The organism is Companilactobacillus hulinensis (assembly GCF_003946555.1).
Lineage (GTDB): Bacteria > Bacillota > Bacilli > Lactobacillales > Lactobacillaceae > Companilactobacillus > Companilactobacillus hulinensis.
The window spans coordinates 47,173-71,719 of sequence record NZ_RHOO01000004.1 but is presented as its reverse complement, the minus strand read 5'-3'; the positions used below and the strand labels follow the sequence as shown (position 1 = coordinate 71,719).

Below are 24,547 nucleotides of genomic sequence, written 5' to 3'. Positions count from 1 at the left end.
GGATAATTTTATGATTAAAACAGTAATATTTGATTGGGCCGGAACTACCGTTGATTATGGTAGTCGCGCGCCGGTAATTGCTTTTAAAAAAGCATTTGATCGAGCAGGAATTACTATTCTTGATGAAGAAATTAGAAAAGATATGGGAATTGCTAAGTGGGATCATATTGGTAAAATTTTAGAAATTCCAAGAATCAAGGATCAATGGAAGGAAGTCTATCACAGACTTCCTAACACTGAAGATCGTGAAAATGTCTATGGTCTTTTTCAAGAATCATTAATTAATCATCTCAAGAAATCAACAGAGCTAAAGCCGGGAATGTTAGAAGCATTTCAATATTTGACTGAACACAGCATTAGAGTTGCAACCACTACAGGATATACATTGGAAATGATGAATATTGTAAGAGATAGTGCTGCGAAACTAGGTTATTTACCTGAATTGGTAGTTACTTCTGAAGATGTTGCTGGACAAGGCCGTCCTTCTCCGGCAATGATCAAAACTATTCTGTCCCAGTTCAGTATTGATGATCTGCAAAGTGTTCTAAAAATTGGCGATACTGTTGTTGATATTCAAGAAGGTAAAAATGCCGGTGTTATCACTGTCGGAGTAGTTGAAGGCAGCAGTCTAATGGGATTATCCGAAGACGAATTCAATAGATTATCAAAATCAGAAAAAGTCTTAAAGCGTCGTGAAGTTAGAAAGATTTTTGAAAATGAAGGCGCAGATTTAATCATCAATAATATGTTTGAATTATCAGATGTTATTCAAGCTTTGAATACATCTGAGGAGGTAGCAAATGGATAATTATTTATTATTAACACCCGGACCATTAACAACTAGCGAAACTGTAAAAAAGGCAATGGAGTTTGATTATTGTACATGGGACAATGATTATAAAGAAATCACTCAGTCAATCAGACAATCATTGTTGGCTCTCGCTGATGTGAATCCGTCAAAATATACCGCTGTTCCTATTCAGGGTAGTGGGACATACGGTGTTGAATCTGTGATTAGTTCAGTCGTACCTGATTCAGGCACATTACTCATTGCCATGAATGGAGCCTATGGTAAACGTATCGGTCAAATGGCCGATGTATATGGGATTAAGCATATTGATCTAGCAATTGATGAACAAAAACCAGTTTTATTAGAAGATGTTAAATCGGTGGTTGAAATGCATCCTGAAATCACACACTTTGCAATGATTCACTGTGAAACGACTACTGGTATTTTGAATCCAATTGAAGATATCATTCCATGGGTTAAAGAACAGAAAATAGTTACAATCGTTGATGCAATGAGTAGTTTTGGTGGAATTCCAATTGACGTTAGTGGTATTGGAATTGACTTCTTGATTAGTAGTACTAACAAATGTATTCAAGGTGTTCCAGGATTTTCGTTTGTAATAGCAAGAAGATCTGTTTTAGAAGCTACTAAGGGAACCTCAAGAACTCTCTCACTAGACCTATATGATCAATATCATGAAATGGAAGTGAACAATGGTAAATGGCGTTTTACTTCACCAACTCATGTGGTCCATGCTTTCGCACAGGCATTGGAAGAACTAAAACTTGAAGGTGGATTACAACGACGTTATAAGAGATTCCAATCGAATCAAAAACAACTAGCTGACGGTATGGAACGACTTGGCTTTGAGGTATTGATTGATGAGAAGTGGCAATCGCCAATTATAACTTCATTTATTTATCCAACAGATGATTTTGATTTCCATGAATTTTATCAAGAATTGAAAGAATCAGGATTCGTTATTTATCCAGGTAAAATTTCACAAGTACCAACATTTAGAATTGGTAATATTGGTGAAGTATACAGGGATGATATTGCAAGGCTGTTAAAGGCAATCCAAGAAATTCAAGATAGAGAAAAAGCAATGTAATAAAAATAAAAAAGGTGTCATGCAATCGTTAGATTTAATCTAATGGTTGTATGGCACCTTTTTTATATTGTTGCAAAATTTTTTTCAATTAGTTTGTTTTTAGATACTAGACTAACCAATAATTCCGCTATTGTTGATAGATCATTGATTTGGTTCTCATAGTCAGATTGGTGAATTCCACTAAGATTAAGGCTCATGATGCTTTGAATTTCTTTTAATAATCCTTAATTAGATATATTTGGATTGCCAATATACAAATTAATACTCTATTGTAGGACAGTCGTGGTATTTCAGGTATTTTTTATGTTGTTCACATTTATGTTACTTGTTGTATTTAGTACCAAAGCTTTCGTAGATATTGGCGTCTACTTGATTGTGTTGAGGGTATAGCAATTGCTTATTAAGTATTAAAAATAAACTTGTATTATCTGACCTATTACTTTATATTATTTAGTAATCAAGTACTCAATGTTATTAAGTAGAGGTTAGTTATGAATCAAATTGATATAACCATATTTAGAATGATAAATAATATGGCTGGTTTTTCAAAAATATCGGATGATATAGGTATTTTATTTGCCAAATATTTAGTATATATTCTAGCGTTGGTGATGATTTACTTATGGTTTTCTAAACGTAAAGATTTACAATATAGAAAAATGTTGACACTAAGCTTCATTTCATGTGTGATTTCAGAATTTGTAGGGAAGTTTATTGCCGGAAAAATCTATTTTCATTTACAACCATTTGCGGTCTTGTCCAATGTGCATCAATTAATTAATAAAAGTGTGGGTAACAGTTTTCCAAGTGATCATACGATTGTCTTTTTTAGTATCATGACAATATTTTTCATATATTCAAAATCAAAACAAAGATATTGGTATTTGATCCTTGCGACTGTAGTAGGATTATCGAGAATGTTTGTCGGTGTCCATTATCCAATAGATGTATTCGTAGGAGCTTCAATTGGAACAATAATCAGTATCATCACGTATGAATATTTATCTACGTCAAAAATTACAAATGATATTGTTATAAAAATTTATAAATTAGAAAATAATATATTCAAATCCCGGATTGATAGTAATTAACAGTCATATTCTGTAAAATAGAGTTAATGACATCACGTAAGAGGATTTGGCCAAATGAATAAGGAAATGTTAAAGGGTACGATAGATTTGCTGATTCTGTCGGTACTAAAGGAAGCAGATAATTATGGGTATCAAATTTCAAAAACAATAACTGATAAATCTGATGAGACTTTTGAAATTCAAGAAGCCACATTGTATTTAGCTTTGAAAAGATTAGAAAAACAAAATTGTATCGAGGCCTATTGGGGTGAGAAAACTCATGGTGGCAAACGTAAATATTATCATATTACCGAATTAGGGATTGAACAGTTAAATACTATGAAGCATGACTTTCAATCATTAGCGTCAGTCGTTCAGAGATTTATGTGAGGTGAAGATGATGAATTATTTTTCAATCAAACAAATCAGCTATAAGGCAATCTTGGCAGTATCTATGATTTTATTCTTTGTTTGCTACTACTTGGATAAGGTAATTGACCCATCAAAAACAGAATTTGTGTTTGTTGTAGGATATATGTTTGCAATTATGCTGGCAGCTTTTTGGTCGATTATTAATTATATTGACTATTTAAGAATAAACCCTCTCTACAAAACATATGATTCTATCGATCAATTTGTTAGAGCACTAGACACGACTGATGACGAAAAAATGGAAATTAAAACTATGATGGTTGATTATGTTACTGATCAAAAAGAACTAGGTAAGGATGAAGATAAGGCCATATCTGAAATAATTAGCCAATTTAAAAACGAAGAATTACATAAATCCAATAATAAGGATGTTTTTTTTGTACATGTTCATAGGTATCTGCTTGGTCTAGGGGTGTTGTTACTGATCTTTGGCTTGTTGATATATATCGTCGCAAAAATGTTCAATGGTAATGTCTTTTTAATGGTTCTTCAAATAACTTTATTGTGTTATGCCGCAGGATTCTTTCTGTCATTTGTGATGTATAATATCCTGAACAAAGTGCTAATAAAAAAATAGTTGCTTCTTCATACTTCTTTCATGAGGGAATGATATAATCAATTCTCAAAAGGAGGAGTAAGATGCTCACATTAATGGCAACTAGTACATCGGGGTCAGCTCCACTGCTAATAGCAATTGGAGTGGCAATTCTGGTAATAATTTGGTTATTCATCAAAACTGGAGCGGCACTGTTACGTCATCCATTTATTGGGATTTTGCTGATAGTATTCGGTGTGTTAGGCCTTTGGAACTTTTTCATCGTAGGAATCGGTATTATTGTCGGTGGAATAGTGTTCTTAATATTAACTTCGTTTTTTAATAATTGATAAATAAATAAGGCTCTAAACCTTTGGATTAACCAAGGTTTAGAGCCTTACTTTTTGTCTAAAAATCAACATTTATCTAAATTTCTTAATCGCTGGAATCAAGAATGACTGAAACGTTTAATTAGATAATAAAACCAATCTACCAACTAAATTGATTTTATAGATTGATAACTTTTAGAAGTACTTCTGAAACATGTTTTCTCTTATCATCAGGTAGACTAGATAAATATTTAATCAAGTCTAGGGTGTATACATCTGACAATTTTTGATCGATAAAAAAGTCTGATAGTTGCATATTCAATGCAATGGCAATGTCATTCAATTTTTTTATTCGCACATTGTCAACTTCACCACGTTCAATTCGTGAAATAAAGCTTTCCGAAACACCAGATTTTTCTGCTAATTGCTCAATGGTTAAATTTAGAGATTTCCGACGTTCTCGGATGAGTTTACTAATTTTACCAAGCATTAATGCACCTCCAGTCCAAAATGTTTCCCTTTAACGATAGATTATTTGTTTTGCTCATTGAAGAGCAAGTATGATTCATTAGTTTATCAAAAAAAGGCATATTAGCACAGCATTAAGCGTTAACAAAATAATATTTCACAAATGAATGAAAAAACATTATTTTTGCTGTGTTAAGGGTACAAATACGGCATTTATGATTGATTTGTGGTTATTGGTTCCCAAAAAGGTCACCGCTACTTTAACCCTCTTACCTTAAAATAAACTAAAAAAGTTTTGAATTTGTGAAGAAAGTGAAAATAAATTAAAAAAGTTGCGGATTAACCGCAGCTTTATGTCATTTATCTCTTAATTTTGAATGTTTATATGAGTAGTTGAAATAAATTACTAGTCCAATTGAGAACCAGACTACGAATCTTAGCCATGTTTCCCAGTTCAAACCGGCAATCAATAGCAAGCAGAACAGAATGGCAATGATCGGTGTAACTGGAACACCTGGTGCACGGAATCCTCTGTGAATTTCGGGATGCTTGTGTCTCATCCAGAGAACGCCAGCAGAAACTAGAATGAATGCGGTTAGTGTGCCGATATTTACTAGTTCAGAAAGAATATTCAAGTTGATAAATCCAGCCGTAATAGCTGTGATGATTCCAAAGAACCAAGTTCCTTTATAAGGTGTCTGATGTTGTAGATCAACTTCACCAAAGAACTTGGGGAATAGTCCGTCACGTGACATTGAATAAGTTATTCTTGATTGACCATAAAGTTGAACTAAGATGACAGTTGTCATTCCTAATATTGCACCGATACTGACAATAATACTTAGCCAAGTTTGACCAGTGGTCTTCAAAACGGCCAGTATAGGTGCATCTAGAAACTTTGCAAAGATGGTGTATTTGACAACTCCGGTCATAATCAAAGTCATTACAATATAAAGAACTGTTGAGATACCTAAAGAAAGCATAATGCCACGTGGTAAAGTCTTACTTGGATTGACAGTTTCTTCAGCACTTGATGAAACGGAGTCAAATCCAATAAATGAGAAAAAGACGATTGATGCAGCGGGTATGACACCAGCAGCAGTACCGTTATGGAATGAGTATAAGCCATAAGGTGTGAATGGTTTCCAATTTTGTGGTTTTACGAACCAAACGGTACATACAATGAACAAAATGATAACGGCCAATTTGATAATGACCATTGTATCGTTAACACGTTTGGTTGTATTGATGCCCATTGCAAGGATTGCGGTAATCAAAAGAATAATTGCAAAAGCTGGTAAGTTGAAATAAGTGGTGATTCCTGGAGTAGTGCCGGCTGCTGCGGTTAGTACTTTTGGAATATGGATTCCCAAATTATTCATCAAGTTAACAAAATACCCAGACCATCCGGCAGAAACCGTCGCTGCACCTAATGCGTACTCAAGTATTAGATCCCATCCGATAATGAATGCAATGATCTCGCCGAAGGAAATATAAGAGTATGTGTATGCCGATCCAGCTACTGGTGCCATTGAGGCGAACTCAGCATAACAGAGTCCTGCAAATCCACAACAAATCGCCGCAATCAAAAATGATACTGCAAGTGATGGTCCTGTTGTCAAAGCACCCTTGCCAGTGAGTACAAAAATACCAGTTCCAATAATTGCCCCAATGCCAAGGAAGGTTAGATCCCAGGTATGAAGGGTCCTTTTCAATGGAGAAGTGCGGTTAAGTAAGTCGTTAATATCTTTTTTTTCGAACACATTCATACGTAACACCGCCTTAATTATTTTTTTATATTTTACTTCTTGTTTAAACAGATATCCAGAAAAATGTTTTTCTATTAATATAAAAATTATTTTGTTAAAATGACAAAAATATTGATTTAAATAAATAATTCACGAGAAAGAATCTTTGACAATTTATTCGATTATTGTAAGAATAAGCATGAATTCGTTTTCATAGAAAAACAATATATAAAAGGAAGTCTTAAAAATGTCAAAAATGATAGCAGGTCAAGCACTAGTTAAAGTTCTCGAAGAGTGGGGAGTTAAACATGTTTATGGTATTCCTGGAGGATCGATCAACCATACAGTTGAGGGACTGTATTTAGAGAAAGACAAAATCAAGTACATTCAGGTTCGTCATGAAGAAGTTGGTGCAATAGCCGCATCAGCTGATGCCAAGTTCACTGGTAAAATTGGTGTTGCTTTTGGGTCAGCTGGTCCCGGTGCTACTCATTTGTTCAATGGCTTGTATGATGCAAAGATGGATCATGTTCCAGTTCTTGCATTAGTTGGACAGGTTCCACAGACAGCTATGAATACTAACTACTTCCAAGAAATGGATGAGACTCCAATGTTTTCCGATGTCTCAGTTTACAATCGTACTGTAACTACGGCTGACCAAATTCCATATGTCATCAATCAAGCAATTCGTGAAGCATATAGACAAAAGGGTGTAGCGGTTGTCACTTTGCCAGAAGATTTAACTGCTGAAGAGATAGATTATGTTTCACCTAAGACACCAAAGGTTGTCGAAAATGACTATTCACAAACAATTAATCCAGAAGATGTCGCTAATACCTTGAAGATGTTAAAAGAGGCAAAGCACCCTATTGTTTATGCTGGACGTGGTTTGTTAGGTGCTAAAGAAACTTTGACTAAGTTCTCAGAACAATTCAATCTTCCAGTTATGAATACTGTTCCAGCAACTGGTGTTATTAGTACGGATCATCCTAATTTTATTGGTACTTTTGGTAGATTAGGTACCAAATCAGGTTTTGAGGCACTTCAACATGCTGATTTGATTTTGTTCTTAGGTTCAGAGTTCCCATTTGCGGGATTCTGGCCAAAGAATCTGAAGATTATCGAAGTAAATAATAATCCGTACGATATTGGTAAAACCGTCGATGTTGATTATGCTATTATTTCTGATGCTGAGAGTTACTTGAAAGCTTTAATGAAGACCGGAGAGACATTGCCTGCTGGGGATTGGTTGAAAGCTAACCAAACAAACAAAGCAAACTGGGACAAGTGGCTTGATAAACTTGCAAAAGATGATAGTGACGGTTTAAATCCTGAAACAATCACTTCTAAGATTGCTGAAATGGCTGGTCCAAACGATACATATGGTGTTGATACGGGTAATGTATCTGAATTTGGTGTTCGTGGATTGCCAATGAATAAGAATCAACGTTTTGCTTTGTCAGGATTATTTGCCACAATGGGATTCGGTGTTCCAGCCGGATTAGCCGGTGCGTTGAGTGTTCCTGATGGTCAAGCATGGACGTTGTCTGGAGATGGTGGTTTCTCAATGGTTGCTCCTGATATCATTACTGAAGCTCGTTATGGACTTCCAGTTATCAATGTTATTCTTTCAAACGAACGACTAGGATTCATCTACTATGAACAAGTAGCTACTAAACAACACTTGTATGGAGTTGATTTGACAGGTGCAGATTGGGCTAAAGTCGCTGAAGGATTAGGTGGAATTGGTTTCACAATCACATCTATCAAAGATGCTGATGATGTATTCAAGCAAGTTAAAGAATTACAAGAGTCAGGAAATAAGAAGCCAATTGTTATCAACGCCGTTATTAAACAAGTTGATCCAGTTGCGACTGCATATATGCCATTAGACGCCAAACTTTATGGTCAAGATGCAGTTGATGAATATGCTGCTAAATACCATATTGATCCAAAAGAGCAATCATCTCTTGGTGAACTTTTGAGAGCAAAAGGTGATAATCTCTAATTTAAAAGTTATGTTTTGTCGCACGTTTACGCTATAAGTTTAATGAATTCCATATTTACGTCACAGCTCCATTTTTTTGAAATTTTGTGAGATAATTAATCCATTAGGAGTGGAATAATTTATGCAAATTGCAGATCAAAATGTTTTATATGAAGCTTTATTCGCTGGTGAAAATAATATTGAAGTTGTCGGAGATGCATATGAAATTTGTAATTCTGTATTACAATCACAAATTTCAGCAACTGGGAATGATTGGTCGATTACTGGTTCAGGTGGTTGGTTAGCTATTTTTACTGGATTTAATCAATCTGTTAAAAGATTGTTTATGAGTCAGTCAAGTAAACAGTTGGAAAACATTAAGAGAATTGTAGCTAATAAATATGTGATTCGGAGAACTAAGAAAGAAAATACTTATTTGCTTGAATTAAAGCACAAGAAAAGAGCATGAAATTGAATTCATGCTCTTTTTTGTAAATAGATTTATCCAAAGTCACCTGAGATATAATCTTCGGTGGCTTTTATTTTAGGATTTGTAAAAATCTTTCTGGTTTCATTGTATTCAATAATATGACCCATGTGAAAGAATGCAGTGTAATCACTAATACGTGATGCTTGTTGCATGTTATGAGTCACAATTATTACAGTCAAATTTTTACTTAGAAGTTGAACTGTATCTTCAATCTTTGAAGTAGAAATAGGATCAAGAGCACTGGCAGGTTCGTCCAATAGAAGAATGTCAGGTTTCATAGCAATTGATCTAGCGATACATAAACGTTGTTGTTGTCCACCAGACAATGCTAGGGCACTCGTATCAAGCTCGTCTTTTACTTCTTCCCAAAGAGCAGCATCTTGGAGACTTAGTTCCAAGCGTTCTTCAAGTTCGTTCTTATCATGGATACCATTTTCTTTAAGTGCGAATTGGATATTTTCACGAATTGATTTTGCAAAAGGATTAGGACGTTGGAATACCATCCCGATATGTTTACGTACCTCGTAGACATTTGTTTTAGGATCATTAATATCGACGTTGCGATACATTATCTTGCCGGTAACGGTCGCAATTTTGTCGTTCATTCGATTTAGACAGCGTAGATAAGTTGATTTACCAGAGCCGGAAGCACCAATCAAAGAAATGATTTTGAATCTAGGAAATTCGAGACTAGTATCAAATATTGCCTGGTTCTTCCCATACGATACTTGAACGTTGTCAGTTTCAATGGCATTTTCTGCATCTATATCAATTATATAATTATCGTTAAAATCATATGTTTTCAAAATAGTACCTCACTTTGCGGCTGTCATTTTTTTGTAAATTCGATTACCGATGAATCTGGCACTAAGATTGAATAGTAAAATAACTATTATCAATACTGCTGATGAACCTGCTGAAATAGCAGCAGCATCGGGAGTTACAGCCTCAGTATTAACTTTCCAAATATGTACTGCTAATGTTTCAGCGGGACGCATTGGGTTTAAAAAACTGCTGGAACTAAAGATATTCCAATTTGTATAAGAAACAGTTGGGGCACTTTGTCCCGCAGTATAGATCAATGCGGCAGCTTCACCAAAAACTCTACCTGAACTCAAGATGACACCGGTTAAGATACCTGGTAGTGCTTCAGGGATGATGATTTTTGTGATTGTTTTCCAATCTGATAATCCCAGCGATGTCCCAGCTTCTTTTTGAAGGTCGGGCACACTGTTCAGTGATTCTTCAATATTTCTAGTTAATAGGGGAAGATTGAAGAATGTCAGAGCAATGGCACCAGATAGAATTGAAAATCCAAAGTTAAGTTGATTAACGAGTAGTAAATATCCAAATAAACCAACTACAACTGATGGTAATGAACTCAAGACCTCAATTGAAGTACGGATTATATCGGTTATCCAATTATCCTTGGCGTACTCAGCTAGGTAAATACCAGCTCCCATGGCAATTGGAAATGAAATAATCAAGGTCAAAATCAACAAGTAGAGCGAGTTGAACAATTGATCACGAATACCACCACCAGCACTAAATGATTGTGCTTGAGAAGTTAAAAAGTGCCAAGTGATATCTGGGACACCGTTCATCAAAATATATCCGAGTAAAAATGCTAATATCAGAACTACCGTGGCAACGATACAAAAAATAATGCCGGTAGCAATTTTATCTGTACGTTTAGGATGCATTTTTGATATTACCTCTCTTTCCTAAGAATCTAACAATCATATTGAAGACAAGTGACATTAATAGAAGAATCAGAGCTAGTGACCATAGTGCATCATTTGGCAATGTTCCCATGACTGTATTACCAATGTCGGTTGTTAGTTTACTTGTTAAAGTAGAAGCAGGTGATACTAAGTTCTTTGGCATCAGAATTGCATTACCAATAACCATTTGAACGGCTAATGCTTCACCGAAGGCACGTGCCATACCGAAAATAATGGCAGTAAGTATTCCTGGTGTAGCGGAACGGAGAATTACTTTGTAAATTGTTTGCCAACGAGTAGCTCCTAATGCAAGTGATGCTTGACGATAATGCATTGGAACGGCTTTTAAACTATCAACAGTTAGTGAAGTGATAGTGGGTAGTACCATTACGAATAGAACCAAGGTACCTGACAGTATACCGAATCCGGTTCCACCGAAAATACCTCTAATGAAAGGAACTATTAAAGATAGGCCGATAAAACCGTAGACAACTGATGGGATACCTACTAATAATTCGATGACTGGTTGTAGCATTTTGGCACCTTTTTTAGCTGATATTTCAGTCATAAAGATGGCAACTCCAAGAGCAAAGGGAGTTGCAACAAGTGCTGCTAGTAAAGTAACACTGAATGAGGTCACAATCATTGGTAGTGCACCGACCATTGGATGTCCCTTACTATCAAGATTACCTGGTTCCCAGTTAGATGTTGTTAAAAATTGCCACACGTTAACGTGGTCTTTTGTAAAAGTTGCAATACCTTTTGATGCAATAAAATATAAGATACAAGCGACCAAGAGAATGATGAATCCGATACAGGTATAACAAATCACTTTACCTAATCGGTCTTCTCTGGTGGCTTTCGAATTTTGTTGTAGTTTACGTTGAATATCATCCATTTAAAGCCTCCTATAAATTGAGACATAAAAAAAGGAACTCCGACAAGTCAAAAATACTTACTAGTCAAAGCCCCTCAAAATTATTTGTTAGAAACATTACCTTTGGCATCTTTTTGAACTTTCATGTCATGGATACTGATGTATCCCATCTTACCAACAAGTTCTTTTTGAACTGCACTTGAATCCATGTATTTCAAGAATTTAGCTGATGCATCTTTAGCGTCACCCTTTGTATACATATGCTCATATGACCAGATAGGCCAGTCATTTGTTTCAACATTTTTATCTGTAGGTTTAACGTCGTTGATGGATACAGCTTGTACTTTGTCATTTAAGTATGAGAATGCTAAGTAACTGATAGCACCAGGTGTGCTTGAAACAATTTTTTGAACAGTACCATTTGAGTCTTGTTCTTGGGACTTAACAGCTTTTTCTCCACCTAATACAGCACTTTCAAATGTGGCACGTGTACCACTACCTTCGGCACGGTTAACAACTGTGATTTCTTGATCCTTGCCGCCAACTTCTTTCCAGTTCTTGATCTTACCAGTGAAAATGTCTTTTAATTGAGCCATTGTCAAATTCTTAACACCGGTTTCTTTGTTAACAACAGGAGCCATACCAACTACGGCAACTTTGTGATCGACAAGTTTCTTAGCGTCGATACCATCTTTTGCTTCAGCAAAGATATCGGAGTTACCAATAGCAACTGAACCATCTTGGACTTGGCTTAAACCAGTACCTGAACCACCACCTTGAACGGTGATACTGATTTTGCTGTTATCTTTTTGGAAATTGCTTGCAGCTTTTTCAACTAATGGTTGTAAAGCGGTTGAACCGACAGCAGTGATTTTGCCAGATGCACTGGAATCTGATGAGCTTGAACTACTTTTACTGCTACTATTGCTACTGCAACCTGCTAAAACGGCGATGAAAGCACCGAAGAGGACGATTGCAGAGATAATATTTTTCTTTTTCATAACTAACCCCTTATTAACAATATTTAGTACATGATGCAAATATAACTCGGTGATGTATAAATCTTGTTTGTCTTTTGTAAAGATTGTGTAAATATTGAATTTATTTTTTTATAATAGATGTATAAACAAATTTGTTCAAAATTGCCTAAACGGTCAATTATTCGATTTGTATTGGTCTATATCAAATTACAATACGCAATTTATGCAAAATGGATTACTAGAAAGTGTTATTACGTTATAATCAACTTGCAAGGTTGCGGGCATTGCAAAACCACTGATCTGTTTCAGTACTTCTATCCATAGTGGGAATAGCATGCCTATGGGATAGTTACAATCATGCAATACGGATGACTGGAAGGAAGTTTGGATAGATGCGACCGTTGGTGTTATTAAGTAAAAACTTACCTCTATTCATAGAAATGAATAGTTATTGCAACAGTCAGGGATGGTTTATCCATAATGTGACATCCCCAGAGAAAACTGTTGAAATGGTAGATAACGACGATGTGTCAGGCCTCATCTGGGACTTATCAACTACTGATTTGCAAACGTCATTAGATACGTTGGAAAAAGTACGGAATAAGATTGATGGTCCAATCATTGTTTTATCTCCAGTTAAAAAGAGAAGTGAACGAAAGCTCTTCTATGATATAAATGTTGATTCTTACTTAGTTGAACCGTTGGAATATCCAGAATTGATTTCAAAGTTCAAACAGCTATTTTGGGTTTATGATAAATTTGCTGTTAATGAGGCTAGAAAGCAATTAGAAAAGGATACAAATACGACTGTCAGATGCCACGATCTTTCAATCGATTTGAAGCATTATCGAGTATCTCAATCTGGTAATGACTTAGGACTGACTCCAAAAGAGTTCAGTATCCTTTGGTATCTGATGCAGCATCGTGGTCAGGTATTGAGTCGAGATCAGCTTATTGCCGGTGTTTGGGGATATGATAGTGCCGGGTCAACACGTACAATCGATATACATATCAGTCATTTAAGAGACAAGTTAGAAAAAGATCCTCAAGAGCCTAAATGGATTAAGACGGTAAGAGGATTTGGATATATTTTGGATAATGATTATCCATTAGTTGCAGTAAATTAAAGCAAACAAAAAGGGTTTGGACTCATCAAGAGAAATTAATTTCTCAAGTGAGCTCAAGCCCTTTTTACTATGCATTTTTTTTACTGTGTATTATACGAATCATTTTATCAAATTCAGTAATTGCCAAGACGACAATACCACCGAGAACTGCTAATCCCCATTCGTGCCAGCCGATAGGACCGGTATGGAATATTCCGTGCATGAATGGTACATAAGTAAGTATCAATTGGAGAATCATCATCAAACCGATGAAAACAAATACGTACACATTAGAGAAGAGTTCTTTTGATAGTGCAAGTTTAGGCGTTCTAATATTGAAGAGATAGAATATTTTACCAACAACTAAAACGTTGACCATAGTCGTACTTGCAATGACTGTACTGAAGCCACTGCTTACCATCCAAGCGTCAACTATTAAGCTGACACCAGCAATTAACATTGCCACGTAAGCCATCTGGAATACATCATGTCGGTTCATGAACTTTGCGCCAGTTTTTCGTGGCTGTCGTTTCATGATGCCTTCTTCAGCAGGTTCAAATATCAGCGCAAATTGAATAGTTATAGCTGAAACCATGTTAATCCAAAGTAATTGAGTAGGGTGTAGCGGTATATCATTCTTTGTTAGGATAGCGTAAGCAACAATCAATCCTTCAGAGAACGAAATTGGTAGAAGATAAAGAATGCTCTTCTTGATGTTATCAAAGATTCTACGACCTTCACGAATAGCAGTAGCGATAGTCGCAAAGTTATCATCAGTTAGAATCATATCAGCTGAATCTTTCGCAACGTCGGTACCCTTAATACCCATAGCAACACCGATATCAGCGCGTTTCAATGCAGGAGCATCGTTAACACCGTCACCAGTCATGGCTGTAACTTTGTTGTTCTTTTGAAGAGCCTCGATAATTTCGATTTTGTTACTTGGAGTTGTACGTGCGAAGACTTGGTTTTTATCGGCTGCTTCGATCCGTTCTTCATCGTTAAGCTGGTCCCATTCAAGACCAGTGATAGCGTGGATCTCATCTGCTAGACCAAGTTGTTTACCAATGGATTTGGCGATAATGGCATTATCACCAGTAATCATTTTAACGGCAACTCCAGCAGTATTCATGACCTTCAGAGCCTCGATAACTTCTTCTCTAGGCGGGTCAATAATTGCCACTAGTCCTAAGAAGTTAATACCATCAGTGATGATATCGTGTGTTATTTCATCTATAGTGCCCGGTTCTTTTTCATATCCAACGGCAATAACACGTTTACCGTCTTCGGAGAAGCGTTTAACCTTTTCAAACCAGTAGTCGAAGTCAAAATTAGGGTCATTCTTTTTGGCCATTTCCAATAACTTATCAGGTGAACCTTTAACGAACAGAGTACGTTTACCAGCTTTGTCTTTTACCAATTTAGCCATATATCTGAATTCAGAGTCGAATGGTAAGATATCCAATTCTTCATACTTAGGTTCGTCCCCGTATGGGTGGATTTTGTGATAAAGCGTTAAGAAAGCACCATCAGTTGGTTCACCGTTGATGATCCAATGTCCATCTTCTTCTGTTAACTCAGTATCGTTAGCTTCAAATCCGGCTTCTAAGAAGAGTTCAAGTTGTTCATCTATTGCAACAGGTTGTCCATTTTTGGTGATTTGTCCTGTCGGTTTATAACCAATTCCACTTACTTGATATTCTTCTTTACCGATCATAATGTCGGTCACGGTCATTTCGTTTTGAGTCAATGTACCGGTCTTGTCGGTAGCAACTACGTCGACAGAACCTAATGTTTCAACAGCAGGTAGAGTTTTTACAATAGTGTTTTGATTCTTAGCCATGTCACTAACACCTTTGGCTAGGATAACTGAGGTAGTTGCAGGCAATCCTTCAGGTATGGCACCGACCATCATGGCAACCACAGCTAGAGCAAGAACTGATATTGAATATGTATCGAAGATCAATCCAATAATGAAGATAGCAATAGAAGCTGCCACAATAAAGTATGAAGTGTTAGTTCCCAACTTATCGATTACTTGCATCAATGGGGTTTTACGTGCTTTTACTTCACTAACACTAGTTGAAATCTTACCAATTTCTGTGTCAGCAGCTGTAGCAATAACCAAACCTGTACCACTACCGTTGGTAACGGAAGTAGAGGCAAAAGCCATATTGGTTTGATCGGCTAATGAAACATTCTCTTCATTAATAGCTTCAACGGTCTTTTCAACTGAATTAGCTTCACCGGTTAGAGCAGATTCTTGAATTCTTAAGTTATCCGAATCAACAATTCTCAGGTCAGCTGGTACGTTATCACCAGCTTCCAAGAAGACTAAGTCACCAACGACTAAATCTTCGGCTGGAACATCTTTTCTTTGACCTTCACGATAAACAGTCGCGTCAGTCGATAACATATTTTTGATTTTCTCTAGAGCATCTGAAGCGTTAGTCTCTTGATAATATCCAATCAACGCATTGATGATCACTACTAAACCAATGATTACCGAATCTGAATAATGTCCCATCAGTAAGGTGATCAAGGTTGAAGCAATCAGAACATAAATGATCATACTCTTGAATTGTCTCAAGAATATTTTCCACTTTGGCGTTTTGTATGCCTCTAATTTGTTGGGGCCGAATTCAGCCAGCCGCTGACCAGCCTCATCATCTGTTAGTCCTTGTTTAAAATCCTCAAGGTCATTTTGTTCCTGTATTTCTTTTAATCCCATTTGAAAAAATTTCGTTTTCAATTTTTTCCTCCTCATTATTTGTAAAAATTAGGGTTAAAAAAAGCGCGTTACTGCTATGGCAGTGCGCACTAAACAAACTAGTTAGCATGTTTTATTAGACATAATTGCGATATACGTTTTCAGTTCGTTTACTCTCCTTTAGAGATTTAATAAATATTCTAAATATAAATTAACAGGTATTTTGGATTATGTCAATCTTAATAATTTTATTAGAAAATTATTATGGATATCCAATTATTAAAGTTATTAATCTAATCAAAGTTGCTTAGTGGCGTATACCAATTTGCTGATAAAAATAACATTTTCGTAACAGAAAACGTTTACTACGCTTTCATAGGTATATACCTCGTTAATTTTTTCTTGCAATGGGCTATGTATACCACTATTATAAGATTCGTTGTTATTATTTCGACTTTATTAGGAGGAAAAGGGAAAAATGAAAACTTATTTACAAAGAATGGGACGTTCATTGCAACTTCCTGTAGCTGTGTTACCAGCAGCCGCACTTCTTGTAGGTATTGGTCACTGGCTTCCTGAAAAATGGGCCTTAGCACAATTCCTGCAAGCAGGGGGAACTGCAATCTTAGGTCAACTTGCATTATTGTTTGCCGTTGGTCTTGCCTTAGGTATGGCGCAAGAAAAGGATGGCGCTTCGGCTCTTGCCGGTGTGGTTGCCTATATTGTTCCGGTTGGCGTGTTAGCGCCAGCCAATGTTGCATTGTTGAAGGGAATAAATATTAAAGATGTCGATCCTGCATTCAATGCAATTTCAGGAAATGTCTTTATCGGTATTATTGCTGGTCTAACAGCTGCCGCTTTGTATGATAAGTTTCATAATACCAAACTTCCAATGGCATTATCATTTTTCAGTGGTAAAAGATTAGTACCCATTCTTTCATCATTGGTAATGTTAATAGTTACAATTGTTTTGCTATTCATTTGGCCAGCATTATATGATGCTTTGATTGATTTTGGTAAATTCTTTGTTGGTTTGGGAGCAGTTGGTGCTGGATTATTCGGATTCTTCAACCGTCTGCTTATTCCAACAGGATTGCACCAAGCTTTGAATCAAGTGTTTGAATTCAATATTGCCGGTATCAACGATATTGGTAATTTCTGGGCAAATAAAGGTACTAAAGGTGTAACAGGGATGTATCTTGCGGGTTACTTCCCAGTTATGATGTTTGGACTACCAGCAGGTGCCTATGCGATTTATCGTAATGCCTTACCTGAACGTAAGAAGGAGACCGCTGGATTGATGATGGCGGGTGCCTTTGCATCATTCTTCACTGGTGTTACTGAACCGTTAGAGTTTTCATTTATGTTTGTTGCTTGGCCATTGTATGTTATTCATGCTGTGTTCACAGGCTTATCAATGGCATTTGCAGCATACATGCACTGGACAGCTGGATTCACATTTAGTGCAGGTCTAGTTGATTATTTATTGAGTTTGCACATGCCGATTGCTAATCATCCTTTGATGTTGTTAGTTCAAGGATTGGTAATGGCAGTTATTTATTACTTTGGATTCGACTTTGCTATTAAGAAGTTTAATTTGATGACACCTGGTCGTGAGCCATTAGAAGATGATGCAGCGGTTGAAAACGTTGAAGTTGATACATCAGATGATGATGATAAATATATGATTGCTGCCAAGAAGGTTTATGCCGGTATTGGTGGTCATGATAATATCAAAGTTATTGATAACTGCACTACACGTTTGCGCTTGCAATTAAATGATACTGGTAAGATCAACAAGAATATTATCAAGTCTTCCGGAGCCGCCGGAGTTAATGTTCTAGATAAGACAAATATTCATATCGTTATTGGTACCGAAGTTCAATTTGTTGCTGATGCATTGAAGAAACTTAATGATGAAAATGCTGCAATCACTACTGCGACAGATGAAAATAAGACTACTACAGCTACAGCTGCCCCCGTAGCAAGTGATGTGAAATCTGGAGAAACTGATATCTTCTATAGTGTTGCCAACGGTAAGCTAGAAGATATCGAAGACGTTGATGATCCAACATTCGCACAAAAGATGCTTGGTGATGGTTATGCTGTTGTTCCAACTGATAATCAAATCGTTACTCCAGTTGATGGTGAAATCTCTACAGTTTTCCCAACGAAACATGCAATTGGAATTAAGACTAACAATGGACTTGAAGTCCTAGTACACATGGGAATTGACACTGTTCAATTGAAGGGTGAACCATTTGATGTCAAAGTTGCTGAAGGACAAGTTGTTAAACACGGAGACGTATTAGCTGATATGGATCTTGATGCTGTTGTTAAAGCAGGCAAGAAGACTGATGTTATGGTCATTGTGACAAACATGCCAGCCGTTTCTTATATGAAGTACAACGTCATGGACAAAGAAGTTACAAGAACTGATGAAGTTGTTAAAGTTACAATTAAATAATTTAAGTAAATAAAAATGAGCCTGGAAAAATTCCAGGCTCATTTTTTATATTTTATCCAAGAAACTTGAAGACATCAGTTCTGTCATACATATGCAATATCTTTTCACAAACGAATTGTGAAAGTAGAGCAGCTGCAATCGGAACTAATAGCCAACTAATCAATACTAGAACGATATTCAATCCAGCTTCCATTGAAGCAAGTGGTCCAACTATACCAACCAATCCGAATCCGGCTGAAGCAGGTGTTCCGGAGATAGAAAACAGAGCAACAGGGATGGCTGAAATAATTGCTGTGAATAATACAGGAACCATGATAATCGGACGTCTAAACAAATTAGGCATCATCATCTTCATAGCACCTAGAGCAATCGCAATAGTAACACCAGATTTGTTAACTTTCCATGAATTAACTACTAGAACAATAGTTGTAGCAGCAACACCCATGGCAGCGGCACCGGCAGAAATTCCGTTTAATTGAATTGCCATACCGATAGCAACTGTTGAGATTGGAGAAATAATTATCAGTGCGAATGCGCAACTGATTAGAATTGCCATAAAGATAGGTTGCAAGTTAGTGAAGGCGTTGATACCATCACCAATTGCCTTTGTAATATCGGTTACGTATGGATATAGGTAGAAACCAATTAGACCAGCGCCAACACCAACTACGATAGGAGTTAATACGATAGCAACTGAACCAAATTTGTCACCGATCAGTTGAATCAATAGGACTGCGATTGAGGCTGTTAACATGGTGTTAATAATGTCACCAGTACCAGCTCCAATAAATGCTGCAGCTTTTCCATCGAACTTGATTACACCAGATCCGGCAAATGATGCGCCACCAACGACTAGCATTTGCATTGGATTAAGCTTGAATTGTTGGGCAATCAATACACCAATAAGCAATGGTGTTGCCATTTGGAAGATGAGCGCTGTGTTTGCAATCGCAACTGCAAATGTATTATCACCGAACATCTTTAGGATGGCTGCGAGAACGGCATTAGGAATTAGACCAACGATGATACCGGTCGCCGTTCCAGATAGAACTTTGTTCAGAAAAATTTTAGCTGATGATTTATCTTTCATCGTCAAGGTACCTCTCTAAATTAGATTTTGGGGATTTGTCCTTTATATTACCAACTACCAATAAAATCATTTCAAAAATACTTTTACTTAGCTCCGAGAATGTCTTCTTTACAATGGATCAATTGTGTTAATAGATCACAGTATGGAGTTGGAATTCCATATTTCTTACCCTTGCGTGATACAGCGCCGTTGATATAGTCGATTTCTGTCAAACGGTGATTATTGATCAAGTCTTGATACATTGAAGGATAGTGCTTACCGATAGTGTTTGGATCGAAGCATGATTCAACGTGTGCTACAACTTCATCAATATCCAACTCTACACCTTCATGTGCGGCAACAGCAGCGAATTCTTTAACAACAGTTACAACCATATCATGTGCAGGTTCTGTTGCACCGAATTCAGCCATGTTAACGTCAAGAATCGAACATAGACAGTTCATTGTTCCGTTAACGCATGCCTTACGATAGATAGAATAGTGGATGTTGTCTGAATATTTAGCATTCAATCCTGATTCTGATAGGAAACCAGCTAATTCTTTAGCAGAATCTTCTTGTCCGTCGCCAAGATTTTGTAGTTCAACTGAACCACTACCGAATAATTTAACTTCACCAGGTCCAACTAAACCAGCAGTCCACATTGTATTACCGATAAAGATGTTTTCCATTGGAATGTATTTTTCGATTGTATCTTCATGTCCAATTCCGTTTAATAAACATAGAATTTTTGTATGATCAGCAATCATAGGTTTAATATCTTGAAGCATTTTGTCCAATTGCATAGCTTTTGTGAAGAGGATAATTAAATCCTTTTTATCAGCGCTACTTACTTCGGATTGTAAAACAACTGGAATATTTTCTACGATATCTTCACCATTAAAATTAGCCTTGACGCCATTTTGACGAATGGCTTCAACGTGAGCAGGCCAACCATCAACGAGGGTTACATCGTTACCTCCTTTGTGAAGCATAATACCAAAACGGCTACCCATTGCACCCGCACCAGCGATTACGACTTTCATAGTTATTCTCCTTTGAAATTATTTAAATACAGATACATTATACCCTAGATTTTGTGAAAAAAGCTACAATGGGGTGATTCAAAATAAGAGATCGTAAATACGTAATTCAGTCTTGACTAAAACGTTTTCAAATGTTAGATTATGTTTGAAATAAACAAAGATAAACAACAAATGAGGAGATATTTTCAATGAGTACATACGAAGATTTTCAAAAAAAGAATCCAGATTATAAGATTTTGACGATTGACGATCCTGATTTTAAGAAGTACGGAACAGTTTATACAAATTATAATTTAGCCGATATCAACCAATTTATGGACACAAAGGTAAAAATCTCAAGTCCAGATAACAAATACGTTCCTTCAAATCCAGAACTAGAAGAAATCTCAACTATTCAAGAAATTGGAACTGACGTCTTCGCCGGTATGCCAATTGAAGCTGGAGAATGCACAGGACAATCAACAAGTTTCACTGCTATTGAATATCACCAAGGTAGTGAATTGAATATTTTCCAAACCGATGTAATTATGGTTCTTGGAAGACGTCAAACTTTGGATACTAAAGGTTTGTACAGCCCAAGTGAAGATGGTCAGATCTTCTTCGTACCAGCTGGTACAGTCGTTGAATTCTACAGTGATACATTGCACTATGCACCAATTAAGGTACATGAATCAGGATTCAAGTTCATCGTTATGTTGATTGCTGGAACAAATCAAGAGTTACCATCAGATTTCAAGAGCAACAATCCTCGTATTGTTAAGAAGAATAAGTTCCAAGTTGTTGATCCAATTAGAAAAGACAAGATTGCTATTGGTGTTAAAGTTGGATTAACAGGTAAGCTTGTTGAAATGAAACAAGTTAAATAGAAGTAATTTTCAGAGATGAAAAATATTTAATGGCTGTGCGGATCGATTTGAGCCAAAATGCCGTCTCAATACGTCCGATAGTGTAAGAATGAGAAAAGCGCTCGTCCTAACACCACTATCACTGCCAATAAATATATTTCACCTCTTCTGACTAGTGTTTAGATAATCTATTAAAGGGAGTTAAAGGGGGTCATTCCTAACTTGATGTTACGTATCAAGTTGGGAATGGCTCCCTTTTTGTATAATTATGATTTAAAAACTTAAATTTTATGTACAGTAGTGAAATATTCAGAATTTTAAATTAAGGTCAATATCGAATTAGTCGGAAAAATTTAAAATAATCTCCAGCTATGATAGTGGTGTTATGGCTTTAGCCATTTACACCACCGGACGTGTTTTAAGACTTGTTGAACTTTACAAGGCTTAAAACCGAGTACCAAGACGGGGTTTAGGCTCGGTACGTTTCGCATAGCAGGAGATTGTTTTAAGTTTTGGAGACAGACACTTGTATATCTTTTATCCCAAAATCTGTTCAAATTCAGCTCCAATTTGTTCGATGCTGAATTCATACTTTTTCAAATCGACCTCTGGATTTAATTCTTGGTTGGTATCAAAACTCAAACTTGCATTAGTATTCATGACCTCCATATGCAGACCACGTAATACCAAATCTAGAGCGATTGCGGCTTGGAAGCCACCGTGTGATCCATATACAACGGTCGATACCGGTTTATGTGCCCATTCCTTGTATAAATAATCTAGGGCATTCTTTAATACTGCTGGATATCCCCAGTTATATTGTGGATAAACGATTATAAATCCATCAAATGAATCAATTAAATTTGCCCAATCTTTAGTGTGCTGGTTTTGATAGTTGCCATGTGCGGGGATGTCAGATTCATCTAAGAATGGGAGATTTATTTCTTTCAAATCTATTCTTTCAAAGTCTAATTTAGAATCTTTCAAGTTTTGTAGCACCCAATCAGTAATAGCTGGGGAAATCCTAGTTGGTCGAGTACTTCCAATAATAATACCGATTTTTTTCATATATAATTACCTTCTTTTAATATTTATTCATCTGAATAGATATTTTACAACTAATTGACTCTGATAAAGATATAACCAAGGTCATTGAATTCTTAAAAATCATCGTTAATAATGACAGGTAACTACCACTTTCAGGAAATCGACCTGCCATTATCAATTCCAATTATTTATATCTAATAGGAAGAAACGCGAAATCTCGATGTTATATATCTAAAACAGCTGAAAAACTTGATGATCAAAATTTTAAGATTTTATAAATAATTGAAAAAAAGTCAAAATAATTTTTTATAGAACAAAATAGCTGAAAGCATACAATAACGTTTGGATTTTCAAATTCTTTCGGTGACAACTAATGTTTGGTTAAAACATAATCAAACCTTTGGTGTAGACCAGAACGACGGCATTGTGAAAGCTTAGTGAAGAGCCTTTGAGAGTAGGCACTACGTCAAAAAAATCAAAAAGAACGAATAATTATTCCAATATGAATTGCAAATTCATATACGGCGTGAATTTTTTTGTTTAAAGAGGTGTTTTTTTTCTGAAAAAATGATATTATGAAAGGGTTCACAAGAAGGGTGAGCTCGATTAAAGCGTCTTATTCAGACATAATCTGTTTCTATTTTATATATTTGGTTATCAATGGGTAGCTAATGTAAGCGCTTTGATACAAAAAATAAGGAGGATTAAAGATGGTAGGAATTATCATTGCCAGTCACGGTGAATTTGCCAAGGGTATCAAACAATCCGGATCAATGATCTTCGGCGAACAAGAAGAAGTTCAAGCCGTAACATTGATGCCAGATATGGGACCTGATGACTTAAAGGCAAAGTTGGAAGAAGCAATTGCTACTTTTAAAGATCAAGACCAAGTCTTGTTCCTAGTCGATCTTTGGGGTGGTACACCATTCAATCAAGTTAACGGCTTGTTTGAAGCACATAAGGATAAGTGGGCAATCGTCGCCGGCTTGAACTTACCAATGCTTATTGAAGCTTATGCTTCACGTCTATCAATGGATAGTGCACACGAAATCGCTGCACATATTCTTGAGACAGCAAAAGATGGGGTTAAGGTTCGTCCAGAAGAACTTCAACCTAAAGAAGATTCTAAGGCTGCAGCTCCTGCTCAACAAGTATCTAATGCTGGTAGACCTGGATCATTTGATTACGTCTTAGCACGTATCGATTCACGTTTACTACATGGTCAAGTTGCTACAGCTTGGTCAAAATCAGTAACACCTACACGTATTATCGTTGTATCTGATGCTGTTGCTAAAGATGATTTGCGTACACAATTGATTCAACAAGCTGCACCAGTTGGTGTTAAGGCTCACGTTGTTCCAGTTGACCAAATGATCAAATTAGCAAAGGATGACAAGCACTTTGGTGGTCAACGTGCTTTGCTACTATTCGAAACACCTCAAGATGCACTACGTGCTATTGAAGGTGGAGTTCCATTGAAAGAACTAAATGTTGGTTCAATGGCTCACTCAGTTGGTAAAGTTCAACCTAATAAGGTTTTGGCTTTTGACCAAGATGATATTGATACATTCAAGAAGCTTGAAGATAAAGGTATTAAGTTCGATGTTCGTAAAGTCCCAACAGACTCACAAGACAATATGGATAATATCTTGAACAAAGCTCAAGCTGAATTAAATAAGAATAAATAATTTTTTTAGAATATATACGGAGGGTTAATAC

General features: G+C 36.3%; 22 protein-coding genes. 12 read left to right on the top strand and 10 right to left on the bottom strand.

The window, feature by feature from the left end:
- The first annotated feature begins 10 nt into the window (after positions 1 to 10).
- From phnX to EKM66_RS03605, 6 genes are all read left to right on the top strand, one after another.
- Positions 11 to 808: a phosphonoacetaldehyde hydrolase gene (gene phnX / locus EKM66_RS03630; RefSeq protein ID WP_125761802.1), complete on the top strand. Its 798-nt coding sequence runs from the start codon at positions 11 to 13 to the stop codon at positions 806 to 808.
- Entirely contained in the window at positions 801 to 1,901 is a 1,101-nt protein-coding gene (gene phnW / locus EKM66_RS03625) for a 2-aminoethylphosphonate--pyruvate transaminase (RefSeq protein ID WP_125761800.1), read from the top strand. The genes phnX and phnW overlap by 8 nt, the downstream gene beginning before the upstream one ends.
- A gap of 491 nt (positions 1,902 to 2,392) precedes the next feature.
- Positions 2,393 to 2,992, top strand: a complete 600-nt coding sequence (locus EKM66_RS03620) for an undecaprenyl-diphosphatase (RefSeq protein ID WP_125761798.1) — start codon at positions 2,393 to 2,395, stop codon at positions 2,990 to 2,992.
- A 54-nt stretch (positions 2,993 to 3,046) separates the two neighbouring features.
- Positions 3,047 to 3,361 carry a PadR family transcriptional regulator gene (locus EKM66_RS03615; RefSeq protein WP_125761796.1) on the top strand — a complete coding sequence of 105 codons (315 nt, stop codon included), beginning with the start codon at positions 3,047 to 3,049 and terminating at the stop codon, positions 3,359 to 3,361.
- A 7-nt stretch (positions 3,362 to 3,368) separates the two neighbouring features.
- Positions 3,369 to 3,980 (top strand): hypothetical protein, encoded by a 612-nt coding sequence (locus EKM66_RS03610; protein ID WP_125761794.1) that lies wholly within the window; start codon positions 3,369 to 3,371, stop codon positions 3,978 to 3,980.
- A 62-nt stretch (positions 3,981 to 4,042) separates the two neighbouring features.
- Entirely contained in the window at positions 4,043 to 4,288 is a 246-nt protein-coding gene (locus EKM66_RS03605; RefSeq protein WP_125761792.1) for a hypothetical protein, read from the top strand.
- A gap of 157 nt (positions 4,289 to 4,445) precedes the next feature.
- On the opposite strand, the gene EKM66_RS03600 is transcribed toward EKM66_RS03605, so the two are convergent.
- Positions 4,446 to 4,757, bottom strand: coding sequence for a helix-turn-helix domain-containing protein (locus EKM66_RS03600; RefSeq protein WP_125761790.1), 312 nt, complete (start codon positions 4,755 to 4,757; stop codon positions 4,446 to 4,448).
- Between the two features lie 334 nt (positions 4,758 to 5,091).
- On the bottom strand, positions 5,092 to 6,504 hold the full coding sequence (locus EKM66_RS03595) for an amino acid permease (protein ID WP_125761788.1): 1,413 nt from the start codon (positions 6,502 to 6,504) through the stop codon (positions 5,092 to 5,094).
- Positions 6,505 to 6,730: 226 nt separating this feature from the next.
- On the opposite strand from EKM66_RS03595, the gene EKM66_RS03590 reads away from it, so the two are divergent.
- Together EKM66_RS03590 and EKM66_RS03585 are read left to right on the top strand one after the other, a co-directional pair.
- Positions 6,731 to 8,491 (top strand): thiamine pyrophosphate-binding protein, encoded by a 1,761-nt coding sequence (locus tag EKM66_RS03590; protein WP_125761786.1) that lies wholly within the window; start codon positions 6,731 to 6,733, stop codon positions 8,489 to 8,491.
- Between the two features lie 121 nt (positions 8,492 to 8,612).
- The gene (locus tag EKM66_RS03585; protein ID WP_125761784.1) at positions 8,613 to 8,939 is read left to right on the top strand and encodes a hypothetical protein; all 327 of its coding nucleotides are present in this window, start codon (positions 8,613 to 8,615) and stop codon (positions 8,937 to 8,939) included.
- Between the two features lie 32 nt (positions 8,940 to 8,971).
- Here the strand turns inward: EKM66_RS03585 and pstB are convergent, their stop codons facing one another.
- From pstB to EKM66_RS03565, 4 genes are all read right to left on the bottom strand, one after another.
- Positions 8,972 to 9,766: a phosphate ABC transporter ATP-binding protein PstB gene (gene pstB / locus EKM66_RS03580; RefSeq protein WP_125761782.1), complete on the bottom strand. Its 795-nt coding sequence runs from the start codon at positions 9,764 to 9,766 to the stop codon at positions 8,972 to 8,974.
- 9 nt (positions 9,767 to 9,775) lie between these two features.
- On the bottom strand, positions 9,776 to 10,663 hold the full coding sequence (gene pstA / locus EKM66_RS03575; RefSeq protein ID WP_125761780.1) for a phosphate ABC transporter permease PstA: 888 nt from the start codon (positions 10,661 to 10,663) through the stop codon (positions 9,776 to 9,778).
- Positions 10,653 to 11,582 carry a phosphate ABC transporter permease subunit PstC gene (pstC, locus tag EKM66_RS03570; protein WP_125761778.1) on the bottom strand — a complete coding sequence of 310 codons (930 nt, stop codon included), beginning with the start codon at positions 11,580 to 11,582 and terminating at the stop codon, positions 10,653 to 10,655. Before pstC ends, pstA begins: the two co-directional genes overlap by 11 nt.
- An 80-nt stretch (positions 11,583 to 11,662) precedes the next feature.
- Positions 11,663 to 12,562, bottom strand: a complete 900-nt coding sequence (locus tag EKM66_RS03565; protein WP_125761776.1) for a phosphate ABC transporter substrate-binding protein — start codon at positions 12,560 to 12,562, stop codon at positions 11,663 to 11,665.
- A 371-nt stretch (positions 12,563 to 12,933) separates the two neighbouring features.
- Between EKM66_RS03565 and EKM66_RS03560 the strand changes: the two genes are divergently transcribed.
- Positions 12,934 to 13,668, top strand: coding sequence for a winged helix-turn-helix transcriptional regulator (locus EKM66_RS03560; protein ID WP_125761774.1), 735 nt, complete (start codon positions 12,934 to 12,936; stop codon positions 13,666 to 13,668).
- A 67-nt stretch (positions 13,669 to 13,735) separates the two neighbouring features.
- On the opposite strand, the gene EKM66_RS03555 is transcribed toward EKM66_RS03560, so the two are convergent.
- Positions 13,736 to 16,399 (bottom strand): HAD-IC family P-type ATPase, encoded by a 2,664-nt coding sequence (locus EKM66_RS03555; RefSeq protein ID WP_404811456.1) that lies wholly within the window; start codon positions 16,397 to 16,399, stop codon positions 13,736 to 13,738.
- A 436-nt stretch (positions 16,400 to 16,835) separates the two neighbouring features.
- On the opposite strand from EKM66_RS03555, the gene nagE reads away from it, so the two are divergent.
- The gene (gene nagE / locus EKM66_RS03550; RefSeq protein WP_125761772.1) at positions 16,836 to 18,824 is read left to right on the top strand and encodes an N-acetylglucosamine-specific PTS transporter subunit IIBC; all 1,989 of its coding nucleotides are present in this window, start codon (positions 16,836 to 16,838) and stop codon (positions 18,822 to 18,824) included.
- A gap of 52 nt (positions 18,825 to 18,876) precedes the next feature.
- On the opposite strand, the gene EKM66_RS03545 is transcribed toward nagE, so the two are convergent.
- Positions 18,877 to 19,920 (bottom strand): PTS sugar transporter subunit IIC, encoded by a 1,044-nt coding sequence (locus tag EKM66_RS03545; protein ID WP_404811455.1) that lies wholly within the window; start codon positions 19,918 to 19,920, stop codon positions 18,877 to 18,879.
- A gap of 77 nt (positions 19,921 to 19,997) precedes the next feature.
- Positions 19,998 to 20,936, bottom strand: a complete 939-nt coding sequence (locus EKM66_RS03540; protein WP_125761768.1) for a 2-dehydropantoate 2-reductase — start codon at positions 20,934 to 20,936, stop codon at positions 19,998 to 20,000.
- Between the two features lie 188 nt (positions 20,937 to 21,124).
- On the opposite strand from EKM66_RS03540, the gene EKM66_RS03535 reads away from it, so the two are divergent.
- On the top strand, positions 21,125 to 21,802 hold the full coding sequence (locus EKM66_RS03535; RefSeq protein ID WP_125761766.1) for a DUF4867 family protein: 678 nt from the start codon (positions 21,125 to 21,127) through the stop codon (positions 21,800 to 21,802).
- 516 nt (positions 21,803 to 22,318) lie between these two features.
- Here EKM66_RS03535 and EKM66_RS03530 read toward each other — a convergent pair.
- Complete coding sequence (locus EKM66_RS03530; protein WP_125761764.1) at positions 22,319 to 22,849, bottom strand: NADPH-dependent FMN reductase; 531 nt, start codon at positions 22,847 to 22,849, stop codon at positions 22,319 to 22,321.
- Between the two features lie 689 nt (positions 22,850 to 23,538).
- Between EKM66_RS03530 and EKM66_RS03525 the strand changes: the two genes are divergently transcribed.
- Positions 23,539 to 24,516, top strand: coding sequence for a mannose/fructose/sorbose PTS transporter subunit IIA (locus EKM66_RS03525; RefSeq protein WP_125761762.1), 978 nt, complete (start codon positions 23,539 to 23,541; stop codon positions 24,514 to 24,516).
- Positions 24,517 to 24,547: the final 31 nt, after the last annotated feature.

Excerpts from the sequence above, each read along its gene's own strand:
- phnX (WP_125761802.1), top strand. The coding sequence starts at position 11 with ATGATTAAAACAGTAATATTTGATTGGGCCGGAACTACCGTTGATTAT.
- phnW (WP_125761800.1), top strand. The coding sequence starts at position 801 with ATGGATAATTATTTATTATTAACACCCGGACCATTAACAACTAGCGAA.
- EKM66_RS03620 (WP_125761798.1), top strand. The coding sequence starts at position 2,393 with ATGAATCAAATTGATATAACCATATTTAGAATGATAAATAATATGGCT.
- EKM66_RS03615 (WP_125761796.1), top strand. The coding sequence starts at position 3,047 with ATGAATAAGGAAATGTTAAAGGGTACGATAGATTTGCTGATTCTGTCG.
- EKM66_RS03610 (WP_125761794.1), top strand. The coding sequence starts at position 3,369 with ATGATGAATTATTTTTCAATCAAACAAATCAGCTATAAGGCAATCTTG.
- EKM66_RS03605 (WP_125761792.1), top strand. The coding sequence starts at position 4,043 with ATGCTCACATTAATGGCAACTAGTACATCGGGGTCAGCTCCACTGCTA.
- EKM66_RS03600 (WP_125761790.1), bottom strand. The coding sequence starts at position 4,757 with ATGCTTGGTAAAATTAGTAAACTCATCCGAGAACGTCGGAAATCTCTA.
- EKM66_RS03595 (WP_125761788.1), bottom strand. The coding sequence starts at position 6,504 with ATGAATGTGTTCGAAAAAAAAGATATTAACGACTTACTTAACCGCACT.
- EKM66_RS03590 (WP_125761786.1), top strand. The coding sequence starts at position 6,731 with ATGTCAAAAATGATAGCAGGTCAAGCACTAGTTAAAGTTCTCGAAGAG.
- EKM66_RS03585 (WP_125761784.1), top strand. The coding sequence starts at position 8,613 with ATGCAAATTGCAGATCAAAATGTTTTATATGAAGCTTTATTCGCTGGT.
- pstA (WP_125761780.1), bottom strand. The coding sequence starts at position 10,663 with ATGCATCCTAAACGTACAGATAAAATTGCTACCGGCATTATTTTTTGT.
- pstC (WP_125761778.1), bottom strand. The coding sequence starts at position 11,582 with ATGGATGATATTCAACGTAAACTACAACAAAATTCGAAAGCCACCAGA.
- EKM66_RS03565 (WP_125761776.1), bottom strand. The coding sequence starts at position 12,562 with ATGAAAAAGAAAAATATTATCTCTGCAATCGTCCTCTTCGGTGCTTTC.
- EKM66_RS03560 (WP_125761774.1), top strand. The coding sequence starts at position 12,934 with ATGCGACCGTTGGTGTTATTAAGTAAAAACTTACCTCTATTCATAGAA.
- nagE (WP_125761772.1), top strand. The coding sequence starts at position 16,836 with ATGAAAACTTATTTACAAAGAATGGGACGTTCATTGCAACTTCCTGTA.
- EKM66_RS03540 (WP_125761768.1), bottom strand. The coding sequence starts at position 20,936 with ATGAAAGTCGTAATCGCTGGTGCGGGTGCAATGGGTAGCCGTTTTGGT.
- EKM66_RS03535 (WP_125761766.1), top strand. The coding sequence starts at position 21,125 with ATGAGTACATACGAAGATTTTCAAAAAAAGAATCCAGATTATAAGATT.
- EKM66_RS03530 (WP_125761764.1), bottom strand. The coding sequence starts at position 22,849 with ATGAAAAAAATCGGTATTATTATTGGAAGTACTCGACCAACTAGGATT.
- EKM66_RS03525 (WP_125761762.1), top strand. The coding sequence starts at position 23,539 with ATGGTAGGAATTATCATTGCCAGTCACGGTGAATTTGCCAAGGGTATC.